Origin of the sequence: Dermacoccus sp. UBA1591 (assembly GCF_002322065.1) — a bacterium.
Lineage (GTDB): Bacteria > Actinomycetota > Actinomycetes > Actinomycetales > Dermatophilaceae > Dermacoccus > Dermacoccus nishinomiyaensis.
Genome location: NZ_DCNR01000085.1, coordinates 1 through 13,956, shown reverse-complemented (window position 1 = coordinate 13,956; position 13,956 = coordinate 1). Strand labels below are relative to the sequence as shown.

13 protein-coding genes, 1 tRNA gene and 1 pseudogene are annotated in these 13,956 nt (G+C 69.9%); all 15 read right to left on the bottom strand.

Annotated elements, in window-relative coordinates:
- Window positions 1-16 precede the first annotated feature (16 nt).
- Window positions 17-787, bottom strand: a complete 771-nt coding sequence (locus tag B2284_RS09335) for a M15 family metallopeptidase (protein WP_136788285.1) — start codon at window positions 785-787, stop codon at window positions 17-19.
- 428 nt (window positions 788-1,215) lie between these two features.
- Window positions 1,216-1,289, bottom strand: a tRNA-Pro gene (locus tag B2284_RS09330).
- A gap of 142 nt (window positions 1,290-1,431) precedes the next feature.
- Window positions 1,432-2,415, bottom strand: a complete 984-nt coding sequence (locus B2284_RS09325; protein ID WP_205747110.1) for a DUF2207 family protein — start codon at window positions 2,413-2,415, stop codon at window positions 1,432-1,434.
- Window positions 2,416-2,595: 180 nt separating this feature from the next.
- Window positions 2,596-4,056: a ribosome biogenesis GTPase Der gene (der, locus tag B2284_RS09320; protein ID WP_038570816.1), complete on the bottom strand. Its 1,461-nt coding sequence runs from the start codon at window positions 4,054-4,056 to the stop codon at window positions 2,596-2,598.
- Between the two features lie 291 nt (window positions 4,057-4,347).
- Window positions 4,348-5,025, bottom strand: coding sequence for a lysophospholipid acyltransferase family protein (locus B2284_RS09315; RefSeq protein ID WP_136788286.1), 678 nt, complete (start codon window positions 5,023-5,025; stop codon window positions 4,348-4,350).
- Window positions 5,025-5,720: a (d)CMP kinase gene (cmk, locus tag B2284_RS09310; protein ID WP_136788287.1), complete on the bottom strand. Its 696-nt coding sequence runs from the start codon at window positions 5,718-5,720 to the stop codon at window positions 5,025-5,027. The genes B2284_RS09315 and cmk overlap by 1 nt, the downstream gene beginning before the upstream one ends.
- A gap of 11 nt (window positions 5,721-5,731) precedes the next feature.
- The gene (locus B2284_RS09305) at window positions 5,732-6,955 is read right to left on the bottom strand and encodes a prephenate dehydrogenase (protein WP_136788288.1); all 1,224 of its coding nucleotides are present in this window, start codon (window positions 6,953-6,955) and stop codon (window positions 5,732-5,734) included.
- Window positions 6,952-7,863, bottom strand: coding sequence for a pseudouridine synthase (locus tag B2284_RS09300; protein WP_136788289.1), 912 nt, complete (start codon window positions 7,861-7,863; stop codon window positions 6,952-6,954). Before B2284_RS09300 ends, B2284_RS09305 begins: the two co-directional genes overlap by 4 nt.
- Window positions 7,860-8,483 (bottom strand): SMC-Scp complex subunit ScpB, encoded by a 624-nt coding sequence (gene scpB, locus B2284_RS09295; RefSeq protein WP_038567975.1) that lies wholly within the window; start codon window positions 8,481-8,483, stop codon window positions 7,860-7,862. The genes B2284_RS09300 and scpB overlap by 4 nt, the downstream gene beginning before the upstream one ends.
- A 111-nt stretch (window positions 8,484-8,594) precedes the next feature.
- Window positions 8,595-9,551 (bottom strand): segregation and condensation protein A, encoded by a 957-nt coding sequence (locus tag B2284_RS09290; RefSeq protein WP_136788290.1) that lies wholly within the window; start codon window positions 9,549-9,551, stop codon window positions 8,595-8,597.
- Window positions 9,552-9,562: 11 nt separating this feature from the next.
- Window positions 9,563-10,426, bottom strand: coding sequence for a ParA family protein (locus tag B2284_RS09285; protein WP_207623213.1), 864 nt, complete (start codon window positions 10,424-10,426; stop codon window positions 9,563-9,565).
- Between the two features lie 154 nt (window positions 10,427-10,580).
- Entirely contained in the window at window positions 10,581-11,516 is a 936-nt protein-coding gene (locus B2284_RS09280) for a tyrosine recombinase (protein WP_081873643.1), read from the bottom strand.
- Entirely contained in the window at window positions 11,513-12,862 is a 1,350-nt protein-coding gene (gene hisS, locus B2284_RS09275) for a histidine--tRNA ligase (protein WP_038567972.1), read from the bottom strand. The genes B2284_RS09280 and hisS overlap by 4 nt, the downstream gene beginning before the upstream one ends.
- Window positions 12,859-13,575: an MBL fold metallo-hydrolase gene (locus B2284_RS09270; protein WP_038567970.1), complete on the bottom strand. Its 717-nt coding sequence runs from the start codon at window positions 13,573-13,575 to the stop codon at window positions 12,859-12,861. Before B2284_RS09270 ends, hisS begins: the two co-directional genes overlap by 4 nt.
- Before the next feature lie 132 nt (window positions 13,576-13,707).
- A pseudogene (locus tag B2284_RS09265) lies at window positions 13,708-13,956 on the bottom strand (hypothetical protein); the annotation flags it as partial.

The window sequence follows — 13,956 nt, the reverse complement described above, 5'->3', positions numbered from 1 at the left end:
TTAATGACGCGCGACACTAGTTGATGCCCTCGAAATCCCAGTGGTAGGACTCGCCCCACTGTCCGTAGACGAAGGTGTTGCGAAAGCCCCACTTCCAACCGTTCGTCTTGAGCCAGGTGTAGCCCTGGCCCCCCCAACCGAATTCCTCACCCGCCTCGTCGGTCTCTCGGAAGTCGACCGCCACTCCGAGCCCGTGGTTGCTCGTCCCGGGCATCGCTGCGCGCGGATAGCCGAACTTCTTGTACCAGTAGTTCTGCTCGGAGAGCGGGCGATAGGCGAGGTCGATGCGGGCGTAGCGCCCGAACTGTGCCTTGTACGCGTTCTCCAGCCCGGTGAGGCTCTTGAGCGCGACGCAGTCCAACTTGCGGACGGTGGCGGGTGTGTAGCCGGGCTCCCAACTGCCGGGGCTGTTCCACGCAATGGGGACATCGCACAGATGCGAGGCCGGGAGCGCACCATTGCTGAGGGTCTTGTCCGTGACGAGGGCCATGGAGACGTAACCTCCCCCGTCCAGCTCGAGCCAACCACCTCGAACGGTTCCACTGACTGGCGCGCCGGGCGCAAGAGTCCTGACGTAGCCGGTGGTCACGCTCGGGGTGGCGTGCACGAGCGTCCTGATGAGGGACTTCACGACGGTTCCGTGGAAACTGCCGCCGGGAGTCGTGGGCCCGGTGGGAGCGGTCGGCGTTCCCGGGACCGGCGACAGGTAACTCAGGCTGACGTACCCGCCGGCGTACTCACCGGTGTTGAGCTTGAACCATCCGTTGCCTTGATCGAAGCCCGACACGGTACTCCACCCTGGAGGCTGCCCCTGACGGAGTAGCTCGTGTCGGCACCACTTCGGACATTGAGGGTGATGCCGCGCGTCACCGTCATCGTCGACGCGGTCGTGGCGGCCGGCACCGCAGCTGCGGCCGCCTGTGTAGGCGCGACACCCGCCAGCAGCGCGCACGTGATTGCCAGTGAGACGAGGCCACGCGTGATGTTCATGGTTCCCCCGAGGTGCGGTTCACACCGTGATGCTCACGGTGAGTCGAGAGAGCTGGTGAGATACCAAACTCTCGGTGAGGCTACCTCAACGCCTGGGTGAGCGATCCCACACGGTGACCCGATCCCAGACGGTGACCACAGGGAGAACGACGGCCCCACCGACGATCTGGGTTCCGATGACGAAGCCCCGGAACCTGCTGTGATCAGCGAGTTCCGGGGCAGATGTCGGGCTGACAGGATTTGAACCTGCGACCCCTTGACCCCCAGTCAAGTGCGCTACCAAACTGCGCTACAGCCCGTTGCACCTGACGGCGCAAGCCCCGAAGGGCGTGATGAACCATACCCCACGCGGGGCCCGGGCGACCAATCGGCCGGGCCCCGCGACGTCTGGCGGTCGCCCGGAGATCGGGGCAGGCTCCGCCCCTGGATGACTGACCGGCGTCAGAAGTCGAAGATGTCGCCGACGGCGTCACCGATCGAGCCGAAGACGTCGCCGAGACCGTCCGTCAGGCCGCCGAGGTCGAACAGCCCGTCGGCGCCCGAGAGTAGGTCGGCCATTCCGCCGATCGCCTCCGCGCCGAGGAAGACGAGGTCGTCGCCGTAGAACATCCAGAAGAACGGGTCAGAGGCGATGTCGCCCATGATGTTGCCGAAGCCCTCGAGCTGCGCCATCTTCGCGACCTCACCGATGACGCCCGCCCACCGGTCGGCAAGACCGAAGACCATGGCGTACGGCAGGTAACGGTTGAACAGGTCAGCCGCTTCCTCGAACTTGATCTGCTTGGCCTCGGCCGTCGCGATGTATTTCTTGAACCCGAGCGTCTGGATGCGCACCGCAGTGCCGTCGGCGGTGCGCGGCGAGCGCCCCATCCCCAGGAAACCCTTGCGGCGCGGGTCTCGCTCGTACCAGCCCCGATGAATCGTCTCGCGGTACATACCGTCGGCGATGTCGCGCAAGGGCCCCCGCAACTGCGCCTTCATCTGCGGCAGCGTCACGTAACGGACGCCGGGCGGGAACAGGGCGTTGAGGAAGTCGGCCTCGACCTGCGTGATGACGTCGCCGCCAGGAAACTCGTTCTGGATGAACACCCAGTCACCCTGCGGCGCCTTGGCACCCCGCCTCGACGTCGGCGCCGGCGGCGCTGCGGGCGCCGAACCGTCAGCGGCCTGCAGCTTCTCGATGCGGAACCAGCCGCGCAGCGACAGATCGATCATCATCGCGCCGATGTCCTGCGAGTCGACCGACCCGTCGACGACGGTGCCCGCCATCGCCGCGCTCACGCCCTGCGGCGGATGGAACTGCACGGCCGGCTCACCCGACCACTCCTTCGCACCCTTGACGCGGCGCACCTCGCCCACGCCGTCCGCCGGGCGCATGCCGGGGGTGACGCCGACGTACTCGTAGTCGTGGTTCCAACCGAACACTGCTTCGTCTGCCTCTCACCGTGAATGGGATTCTCACCCGACGTGCGACGCCGGACGCCGATCATGGCAGGTAACGCACGAGTTACCAGCGCACTACGCGCCGACGCGTGAGTCACTCGCCATCCTGGGGCAGGCGTCGCGCGCGACAGCGCACGCCCGCCCCTCGAAGGTAGGCCCCGCTCAGCGCTGCTTGCGCTTCTCGCGCACGCGCACGCTGATCTCGATCGGCGTCCCGTCGAAGCCGAACTCCTCGCGCAGGCGACGCTCGATGAAGCGGCGGTACCCGGCCTCGATGAAGCCGCTGGCGAAGATGACGAAGCGCGGCGGGCGCGTCGAGGCCTGCGTCGCGAACAGGATTCGCGGCTGCTTTCCGCCGCGTACCGGGTGCGGATGCGCCGCGACGACCTCGCCGAGGAAGGCGTTGAGCCGGCCCGTCGGGATGCGCTGGTCCCACGAGTCGAGGGCGACCTCGATGGCGGGAACGAGACGGTCGGTGTGACGTCCCGTCTTCGCCGACAGGTTGACGCGCGGCGCCCACGGCACCTGGACGAGCTCGCGCTCGATCTCCTTCTCCAGGTAGTAGCGGCGCTCCTCGTCGAGTGTGTCCCACTTGTTGTACGCGATGACGAGCGCGCGGCCGGCGTCGATGACCTGCTGCACGACGCGCACGTCCTGTTCGGCGATGCTCTGCTCCGCGTCGATGAGGACGACGGCGACCTCCGCCTTCTCCAACGCCGTCTGCGTGCGCAGGGAGGCGTAGAAGTCGGCGCCGCGCGTCTGGTGCACGCGGCGTCGGATGCCGGCGGTGTCAACGAAACGCCAGGTCTTGCCGCCGAGTTCGATGTACTCATCGACCGGGTCACGCGTCGTGCCTGCGACGTTGTCGACGACGACGCGCTCCTCCCCCGCGAGCTTGTTGAGCAGCGACGACTTGCCGACGTTCGGACGCCCGAGCAGCGCCACGCGACGCGGGCCGCCACGCGGGTACGCGCCGGCGACAGCCGTCTTGTCGGGCAGCAGGTCGATGACGGCGTCGAGCGCGTCACCGGTGCCACGCCCGTGCAGCGACGAGACGGGGTACGGCTCACCGAGGCCGAGCGACCACAGCATGGCCGCGTCGGCCTCCGAACGGTTGTCGTCCACCTTGTTCGCGATGAGGACGACTGGCTTCTTCGAGCGGCGCAGCAGCTTGACGACGGCCTCGTCGGTGTCGGTGGCGCCGACCGTGGCGTCGACGACGAACATCACGGCGTCGGCGAGTTCGATCGCGACCTCGGCCTGTTCGGCGACGCGCAGGTGGATGCCGCTCGCGTCGACCTCCCACCCGCCGGTGTCGACGAGGGTGAACCGGCGTCCGACCCACTCGGCGTCGTACGCGACGCGGTCACGCGTCACACCCGGCACGTCCTCGACGACGGCCTCACGGCGCCCCAGGATGCGGTTGACGAGCGTCGACTTGCCGACGTTGGGACGACCGACGACTGCGACGACGGGCCGCAGGTCGGCCTCGCCGTAGCCGCTGTCCTCGTCGACCTCACCGGACAGCAGCGCACGGTCCTCGTCGCTCAGGTCGAAGTCCTCGAGCCCGACGCGCAGCGCCTGCTCGACCGACTCGTCCGGGGCGGGCGCATCGTGGCGCAGGTCGTCGTGCTCGGCTCGCTCGTCGTGCTCGTCGTGGGGGAAATACTGGTCGTCGCTCACGCGGATTACCTCAGATCGTGGAGTATCCCGCCGGATCCGGCGGGCTCGGAGGCTCTCCCCCGCCACGTGACGACGCGGCGGCTCGCGCCGTGACGTCGGGTGGGGAGGTCTCGTGTGACGCGCCCGAATGCGCGTCACAAGACCATTCTCGCGCATGGGCACGATTTTTCAGAGTCGAGCGCTCGCGGCCAGCCACGCCCTCGCGACGAGCGCCCGGGGAGACGATCCGGCTCAACCCGCCACGTGGTCGGCGAGGCGGGCACGCAGTTCCTCCGTCGCGGCCGCCAGCCGAGCGCGACCTGTCGCGCCCGCCACCGCCTCTGCGTCACCGAGGCGGAACGCCGGCCCGAACGTCACCTGCAGACGACTGCGCAGCCGCGGCCAGCGTCCCCGCGTGCGCCCGGCCGTGCCGACGAGACGCACCGGCACGATCTGAGCATCCGCACCGAGCGCGAGGAACGCGGCGCCCTGGTGCACCGCCTGCACCGACCCGTCACCGCGCGTGCCCTCGGGGAACACGCCGACGACACCACCCGCCGCCAGGACGCCGCGCGCCGCCGTCATCGCCTCCCGGTCGGCGCTGCGCTGCGTGACGGGGATCTGCCCGAGCCGCGTCAGCAGCGTCCCGAGCGGGCCGACGAAGTACGCACGCTTGACGAGGAAGTGCGCCGGGCGCGGCACGAGCGACGCGGCCAGCGGGCCGTCGATGACGCCGATATGATTCGCGACCACGACGACGGGGCCGTCAACCGGCACGTTCTCGCGCCCGGTCACCTCGAGGCGGTACAGCGCACCGAACAGGCCCTCGACGGCGGGACGCAATCGGCGCATGAGCCCCTCGCACGCGGACGGATCGCGCGGCGTCGAATCACGCGACGCGGCATCCTCGACGTCACGACGCGGGAACATCAGCCGCGCGCCCGTTCGACGAGCGTCAGCACCGCCTCGACAGACTGCTGGAACGTCAGGTCGCTGGTGTCGAGCGTGACGACCCCGTCCGCAGCGCTCATGAACGACGAGACGGTCGAGTCGGCCTTGTCGCGGTCGACGATCTGCGTCCGCGTCGCCGCGATGGCGGCATCGTCCGCGCCGCCGTGCAGCTCCTTCGAGCGGCGCGCGAGCCGTGCGGCCTCGCTCGCGACCATGAGGATGCGCACGTCCGCGTCGGGCGCGACGACCGTCGTGATGTCGCGCCCCTCGGCGACGACGCCACCCCGGTCCGCGGCGATCTGCGCCATCAGCTCACGCTGACGCTGCTGCAGCTTGGGGCGCACCTGCAGGTTGGTCGCGACCTTCGAGACGACCTCGGCGATGCGCGTCGTGCGGATGTCCGTGTCGATGCGCGTACCCCCCATGCTGATCGACGGCGCGCTCGGGTCGGTGCCCATCTCGAGCGGCATCGCGGTGACGGCGTCCGCGACGGCGCCCTGGTCGTCGAGGTCGATGCCCCGATCGAGGCAATACCAGGTGAGCGCACGATACATCGCGCCCGTGTCGAGGTAGCCGATGCCGAGGTGCGCCGCCACCTTCTTGCTCACACTCGACTTGCCCGAACCCGAGGGCCCGTCGATCGCTACCCGGATGCCGTTCGCCACGCTCGTCATGAACGCAGATTCTAGGCGGTCTCGACGAGGTGGGCGGCCCACCCCCGCGCGCTGAGCGCGCTGACGAGGGTCTGAGCGCGCAGCGGCACGACGCTGAGCTCGAGCAGACCGGCGGCGACGGCGTCGTCGTGCTCGAGGCGCATGTCCTCGACGCTGATGCCGGTCTCCCCCACGTCCGTGAACACGCGACCGAGCGCACCCGGCTCGTCGGGGATGACGACGGCGACGCTCGCGTACGCCTGCGCCGGCGCGCCGTGCTTGCCCGGGATGCGCGCACGACCCTCCTGGCCACCAGCGATCGTCTGCGCGAGCACGGCCCGGGGGCCGGGGGTGGCAACCGCATCGCGGATACCGACGGCATCCTGTGTTACGGGGGTGGCCGGTGCAGTGACGGCAACCGACGTGCTGCTTACGACCGCCGCATCGGCCTGGCCACGCGTACCGCCCGATGCGTCGCCCCCGGACGTGATGACCGACAGGGCGTGGATGACATCGTCGAGCGAGGCGCGGACCCCTTCGAGCAACGGCCGCACTGCGGCCGCGTTGCCGGCGAGGATCTGCGTCCACAGCATCGGGTCGCTCGCCGCGATGCGCGTGACGTCGCGGACACCCTGTCCGCTGAGAGCGACGGCGTCGTCGGGCAGCTCACGCAGCTGCGCGGCGACGAGGCTCGCGGCGACCTGCGGCACGTGCGAGACGGCGGCGACGGCCTCGTCGTGCGCGGCAGGGCTCATCGTGACGACGTGTGCCCCGCAGACCTGCGCGACGGCTGTCACGTCGGCGACGCGGGCGTCGTCCGCGCCGTCAGGGCAGATGACCCAGGTGCGCCCCTCGAACAGGTCGGAGCGCGCCGCGACCGCGCCGCTGCGCTCACGACCGGCCATCGGATGCCCCGGCACGAAGCGGCGCCGCTCGGCGCCGCAGCGTCGTGCCACCCCTTCGACGACGACGTTCTTCACGCTCGTCACATCCGTCACGGTGGCGTCCGGCCACGCCGTGAGCTCCGCGGCGACGACGTCGACGACCACGTCAGGCGGCGCGGCGACGACGACGAGGTCGGGCGCCTCGTCCTGGGCGTGCGCGACGCGGCCGGCGCCCATGTCGGAGGCGAGCGCCGCCGCCGTCGGCGAGGTGTCGGCGAGGGTGACGTCGACGCCTCGCGCCTGCAGCGCGAGCGCCAGCGACGTGCCGAGCAGGCCGGTGCCGACGACGCGGACGCGCTGCGGCAGTTTCACAGACCGGCAGCCTTGTACAGGTCGGCGACCTCGCGCTTGTTGAGCGGCCGCATCTTGCCGGGGCGCAGATCGCCGACCTTCACGGGCCCGACCTGCGGGCGCGCGAGCGCGATTACGGGGTGACCGACCTCCTCGAACATGCGACGCACGATGCGGTTGCGGCCCTCGTGCAGCACGATCTCGACCAGGGCCATGCCCGGCTGAGAGTCGACGACCTTGAACGAGTCGACGGCGGCCGGGCCGTCCTCGAGCTCGATGCCCTCGCGCATCCGCTTGCCGAGGTCGCGCGGCACCGGGCCGGGGATCGTCGCGAGGTAGACCTTCTCGACGCCGTAGCGCGGGTGCTGCAGGCGGTTGGCGAGGTTGCCGTCATTCGTCAGCAGCAGCAGACCCTCGGTGTCGTAGTCGAGTCGGCCGACGTGGAACAGGCGCTCGGTGCGCCCCTCAAGGTACTCACCGACGCACGGGCGACCCTCTTCGTCCTGCATCGTCGACACGACACCCGTGGGCTTGTTGAAGGCGAGGTAGACGAGCGTGTCGTCGAGCTGGATGCGGTCGCCGTCGACGTGGATGACGGCGCTCTCGGGGTCGATGCGCGTGCCCAGTTCGGTGACGACCTGGCCGTCCACCTCGACTCGACCCTCGGCGATGAGGTTCTCGCAGTGGCGTCGCGAACCGACGCCGGCCTGCGCGAGCACCTTCTGCAGGCGCGTGCCCTCCTCGACGTGCACGTCGCGCGTCGCGGCCTTCGGTGCGCGCTCGCGTGGCGGGGCGACCGGCTGGCCGCTCTTCGTCGTGCCGATGCCGAGGACGTCGGCCTCGTAACGGCTGACGCCGCCGCCGGAGCCGCGGTTGACGCGGCTGCTTCGGTTGTCGCGCTGACCCTGACGGGGTTTCCTGGAGTTCATCCGTGTCCTTGTTCCACTAGTTCGTCGATGATGGCGGCGTCCGGCAGGTACGGCGCCAGCGGGGGAAGCTCGTCCAGCGAGCCGAGCCCGAGCCGCTCGAGAAAGGTTGGGGTGGTGCCGTAGAGCGTCGCGCCCGTCTCGGGGTCGTCGCCGACCTCCGTGACGAGCCCACGCGTGAGCAGGGTGCGGGTCACGCCGTCGACGTTGACGCCGCGGATGGCGCCGACGCGCGAACGCGAGATCGGCTGCCGGTAGGCGATGACGGCGAGCGTCTCGAGTGCCGCCTGCGTCAGCTTGGCCTGCTGCCCGCCCCGCAGGAACGTCTCGACGGCATCCGCGTAGGCCGGCCGCGAGTACATGCGCCACGTGCCGTCGACCTCGCGCAGGGTGAACCCCCGCTGCTGGGCGCGGTATTCCACCTCGAGGCCCTCGAGGTTGGCGCGCACCTCGCTCTCGCCGACGCCGAAGGCCGCGGCGAGATCGGCCACCGAGACGGGCTCGTCGACGACCATGAGCACCGCCTCGAGCGTCGATCGCAAGCCGCCGGGCAGGTGGTGCACGACGACCGGCTCGCGGGCGCCCCGCGCCGGTGGTTGCGCAGTCGTATCGTGCGTCGTCATGCGTTCACCTCCTTCTGCTCCGGGCCGTCGTCGGCACGGGTCGTTCGTCTCGTGTCCTCACCCGTGAGTCGTCGCAGCGCGGCGAAGTGTGAGGTCGCTCGTGTCATTGTCTCAGGACGCAGCGTCATCGCTCGCGCCCTCGCCGCCTGAGCCCGGCTCGGCGTCGTACTCGTCGGAGACGAGGATGCGCGCATCGGGCGCCGCGACCCAGCGCACGGTGAGCGGCCGCAGGTGCTCGGCCTGCTCGAACGCGATCGCGGCCTCCTTGAACAGTTCGAGGATGGCGAGGAAACGCCCGACGACGACGAGGTTGTGCTCCGCGTCCGCGACGAGCTGCGCGAACGTCAGCTCACCACCGCGTCGCAGCTTGCTCGTCACGATGCGCGCCTGCTCACGCACGCTGACTTGCACGGCGTGCAGGTGGTCGACGTCGACGCTCGGCGGCGTCTTGGGCGTCAGCGCCCGCGCGGCGATGGCCGCGAGCTGCTCGGGCGTCACCGTCATGACGAGCTCAGGCAGTAGCCCCGAGAAGCGTTCCTCCAACCCGGCCTGACGTGCGACGAGACGCCCGTCGCTCTCCATCCGATCGGCGAGGAACTGCGCCATGTCCTTGAACGCCCGGTACTGCAGCAGCCGGGCGAACAGCAGGTCGCGCGCTTCGATGAGCTCGAAGTCCTCCTCGTCGGAGCCGCCGAGGTTCGGCAACAGCCGCGCTGCCTTGATGTCGAGCAGCGTCGCGGCGATGAGAAGGAACTCGGTCGCCTGCGACAGATCCCACTCGTCACTCGCCTCGCGGGCCGCCCTGATGTGCGCGATGAACTCGTCCGTCACCTGCGACAACGAGATCTGCGTGACGTCGAGACGATGCTTCGCGATGAGGCCCAGCAGCAGGTCGAACGGTCCGTCGAACACCTCGCCCAGGTGGACGTGGAACGGCGTCGCCGCCGCACGCCGCGTCAGGACGCCGCCGGGTGCGCTCGCCGTCGACGCTGCCGTCGGCCCAGAGGTCGTGACCGCCACTGCCGATGCGGGCGCGTCGCCGACGGGCTCGGCCTCGGTCGCCGTCATCGGCGTGCGGCTCAGGGAGCCCCGCCGCGCGAGATGAGCTCGCGCGCGAGCTGGCGGTACGACTCCGCGGCACCGTGCCCGGAGGCGTACTGCGTGATCGGCTCGGCCGCAAGCGTCGCGTCGGGGAACTTGACGGTCCGCGAGATGACGGTGTGGAACACCTTGTCGCCGAAGTGGTCGACGACGGAGCGGACGACGTCGCGGCTGTGCAGGGTGCGCCCGTCGTACATCGTCGCGAGGATGCCGTCGATCTCCAGGCGCGGGTTGAGCCGATCCTGCACCTTCTCGATCGTCTCGACGAGCAGCGCTACGCCGCGCATCGCGAAGAATTCGGCCTCGAGCGGGATGACGACGCCGTGCGACGCCGTCAGCGCGTTGACGGTCAGCAGACCGAGCGACGGCTGGCAGTCGATGAGGATGACGTCGTACTCGTCTGCGACGCTGCGCAGGACGCGCGCGAGCACCATCTCGCGGGCGACCTCACCGACGAGCTGCACCTCCGCGGCCGACAGGTCGATGTTGGCGGGCAGCACATCGAGGTTGTGCACCCGCGTCGTCTGGATGACGTCGTGCGCGTCGTGGCCGCGCTCGACGAGCAGGTTGTAGATCGTCACGTCGAGATCCTGCGAGCGCACGCCGAGGCCGACGGACAAGGCTCCCTGCGGGTCGAAGTCGACGAGCAGGACGCGGCGGCCGTATTCGGCCAGGGCGGCGCCCAGGTTGATCGTCGACGTCGTCTTGCCGACGCCGCCCTTCTGGTTGCACATCGAGATGATGCGCGCGGGGCCGTGCGACTCGAGAGGTCGAGGCGTCGGGAAGCCGGGCAGGGGTCGACCGGTTGGACCCCACTGGCCCGTCGCGTCGATTCCCGGCAAACGGTCAAGTCGAACGTTAGAGTTCGTCGACTTCTGTGAACTCTCGGAAGTCACTCGAAAGCCTCCACTGATAGTTGAGCGTTTGGCATCACGCCAATCAGCACCAGATTAGCGCCCCGGGTGCGGCAACGCCCAAACCGTCGCCCGTCGACCGTCAGCGGGCGCGCGGATGCGCCGCCGCGAACGTCTCGCGCAACTGCTGCACCGACACCATCGTGTAGATCTGCGTCGTCGTCACCGAGGCATGGCCGAGAAGCTCTTGCACGACGCGCACGTCGGCGCCGCCTTCGAGCAGGTGCGTCGCATAGGAATGCCGCAGCGTGTGCGGCGAGATCTCGCCGTCGAGCCCGGCCACCTCGGCCGCGCGACGCACGAGCCCGAACACGCTCTGCCGGCTCAACCTGCCGCCGCGCTGATTGAGGAACACGGCAGCCCCGGCCTTGCCCTTCGCCGCAAGAGCAGGCCGCTCACGCGTCAAGTAGGAGCCGAGCGCGTCGGCGGCGTAGCGCCCGAGCGGGACGATGCGCTCCTTGCTGCCCTTGCCGAACAGTCGCAGCGAACGCGACATCAGGTCGACGTCGTCGACGTCGAGCCCGACGACCTCACTCACGCGCGCACCGACCCCGTAGAGCACCTCGAGCAGCGCACGATCCCGGAGCGAACCAGCGTCCTCGCCATCGCCGGCAGCCGCGAGCAAACGTTCGACGTCAGCTAGAGGGATAGCCTTCGGGAGTTTGCGGGGCAACCTCGGCGGCGCGACGTCCGTCGCCGCGTCGGGCGCGTCCGTCTCAAGCGAAACGAACGCATGGAGGCGGCGGACGGCGACGAGCGCGCGTGCCGCGGAACTGGCCGCCAGCGGCGGATGGCCCTGGCCGCCCTCACGCAGCGATCGCAGGAACGCCTCGACGCGCGCCTCCTCGACCCCGTCGAGCGAGGTGACGCCGGAGGCGGCGAGGTAGCCGAGGTAACGCGTGACGTCACGTCGATATGCCGCGAGCGTGTGCGGCGAGAGGCCCCGCTCGACGCGCAGGTGATGCAGCCACTGCGTCATCACCTGCGTCAGTTCGAGCGAGGGCTCCAGGGCGCTCACGACGCCGGTGACGCCTCGGCGACCTCGAGTCGCACCTGCTCGTCGGCCGCGGGGAGCACCCAGCTCGTCGCGTCCGCATCGAACTGCTCACCGCTGCGGATGTCCTTGATCTGGTCGCCGGTCTCCCCCGCGCCCGGGAACCAGACGTACGGGATGCCGCGACGGTCGGCGAACTGGATCTGCTTGCCGAACTTGGCGGCCTTCGGCGACACGAGCGTCGGGATGCCGCGCTCACGCAGTGCCGCCGCGATCCGCATCGACTCGGCGCGTGAGGTCTCGTCGTTGACGGCGACGAGCACGGCCGTCGGCGTCGGACGGCTCGTGCGCAGGCCGCCGTCACCGATGAGCTTCGCGAGCAGGCGCGAGACACCGATCGACAGGCCGACGCCAGGGTAGGTCCTCTTGCCGTCACTCGCGAGCGAGTCGTAGCGCCCGCCGGAGCAGATCGAGCCGTAGCCCTCCTCGCCGACGAGCTGCGTCTCGTAGACCGTGCCGGTGTAGTAGTCGAGGCCGCGTGCGATCTTCAGCTCCGCGACGAGCAGGCCGGGTGCGTGCTCGGCGGCCGTCTCGACCACGACGCGTAGCTGCTCGAGGCCCTCCTCCAGCGTCGGGTGTTCGACGCCCAGTGCGCGCACCTGCTCGACGAAGGACGTATCGGGCGTCGAGATCGCCGCGAGGGCGAGGATCTTGTCGGCGGCGGCGTCTTCGACGCCTTCGGCGACGAGCAGCTCCCTGACCTTGGCCGGGCCGATCTTGTCGAGCTTGTCGACGATGCGCAGCGTGCCGACGATGTCGTCGATGCCGAGCCCGCGGTAGAAGCCCTCGGGGATCTTGCGGTTGTTGACCTGGATGCGGAACTCACCGATCGGCAGCCGCTTGAACACGTCCGCGATGACGAGCGGCAGCTCGACCTCGTAGTGGAACGGCAGCTCCCCCACGTCGACGATGTCGATGTCGGCCTGGACGAACTCGCGGTAACGCCCCGCCTGCGGGCGCTCGCCGCGCCAGACCGGCTGGATCTGGTATCGGCGGAACGGGAACGTCAGCTTGCCCGCGTTCTCGATGACGTAGCGGCTGAACGGCACGGTGAGGTCGAAGTGCAGGCCGAGGCCCGGCTCGGCCTTGTCGGCCTCGTCCGCAGCGAGGCGGCTGACGGCGTAGATCTCCTTGTCCGCGTCACCGCCCTTGCCCGTGAGGCGCTCGACGGGCTCGACCGCGCGCGTGTTGATCGGCTCGAAACCGTGCAACTCGAACACCTCACGGATGATGTCGAGCACCAGCTGCTCGGTGTAACGCTGCGCCGGCAGCCATTCGAGGAAGCCGGAGATGGGGGTCGGTTTGCTCATGCGCCAGATCCTTGGAGTGCTTGCAGGTACGGGTTGCTCACGCGCTCGCGCGCCATCGTGCTGGCCGGGCCGTGCCCGGGAAGGATGAGGGACGAATCAGGCAGCGGTAGCACCTTCGTGCGCAGGCTCTGCTGCATCGCCGCGTCGCTGCCGCCCTCGAGGTCGGTGCGTCCGATCGAGCCGGCGAACAGGACGTCCCCGGTGATGACGCTCTGGTTCACCGTCGCGGCGACGGCGTCGTCGAGCCCGTCGGGCACCTCGTCGACGGTGAACATGACGGAGCCCTCGGTGTGCCCCGGCGCGTGGGTGACGCCGAACGTCAGCCCCGCGAGTTCGAGGGGTTCGCCCTCGTGGATGGAGACGACCTTCTCGGGCTCGCGCCACGTCGCGCTCTTGCCGAACGACTGCTCGAGCATGCCGCGCAGCTGCGGGCCGAGCTGGTCATAGGGGTTGACGAGGCGGTAGCGATCGTCGGCGTGGATGTGCGCGGCGATCCGCCCACCGCACACCGGCGTCACGGAGAAGGTGTGGTCGAGATGGCCGTGCGTCAGCAGCACCGCCGTGGGCTTGAGATCGAGTTCGCCGAGGACCTCGAACAGCTGGTCGGTGACGCCGATTCCCGGGTCGACGACGACGCACTCGCTGCCGCGTTCACGGGCGAAGACGTAGCAGTTCGTACCCATCGCGGCTGCGGGGAAAGAGACGGTCAACACGTGCCCCAGCCTATCGGGCGCGCGCACGGGCCGTCCGACCCGAGGAACGCCGGGCCGCTGCGGGCGCGCGGACGACCTCCTCCCCCTAGACTGATGACGTTGCTGTCCGGTCTGCGCGTACTCGCGGGTCGGCTACGTCGAGAAAAAGGTCATGACCGTGTCCGAGGACTCCACCATCCCCACACCCGCGTCCGTGAAGCCGAGCGCTGTGCCGAAGCCCCCGAGCGCGGCACCCAAGGCGCCGGCCCCGGCCGCACCGACGTCGCCGTCGGTTCCTGCGGGCACCCCGGCAGCCGCCGCGACCGAGGCGAGCGCACCGGCCACGCAGGCGGCGCTCGCGCCGTCGGCCGCGGTGGAGACGCCGTCGAATTCGAACGCCGC

Coding starts and splice junctions, on each gene's coding strand:
- B2284_RS09315 (WP_136788286.1), bottom strand. CDS start 5,025: ATGTTCCCGCGTCGTGACGTCGAGGATGCCGCGTCGCGTGATTCGACG.
- cmk (WP_136788287.1), bottom strand. CDS start 5,720: ATGACGAGCGTGGCGAACGGCATCCGGGTAGCGATCGACGGGCCCTCG.
- B2284_RS09300 (WP_136788289.1), bottom strand. CDS start 7,863: ATGAACTCCAGGAAACCCCGTCAGGGTCAGCGCGACAACCGAAGCAGC.
- scpB (WP_038567975.1), bottom strand. CDS start 8,483: ATGACGACGCACGATACGACTGCGCAACCACCGGCGCGGGGCGCCCGC.
- B2284_RS09290 (WP_136788290.1), bottom strand. CDS start 9,551: ATGACGGCGACCGAGGCCGAGCCCGTCGGCGACGCGCCCGCATCGGCA.
- hisS (WP_038567972.1), bottom strand. CDS start 12,862: ATGAGCAAACCGACCCCCATCTCCGGCTTCCTCGAATGGCTGCCGGCG.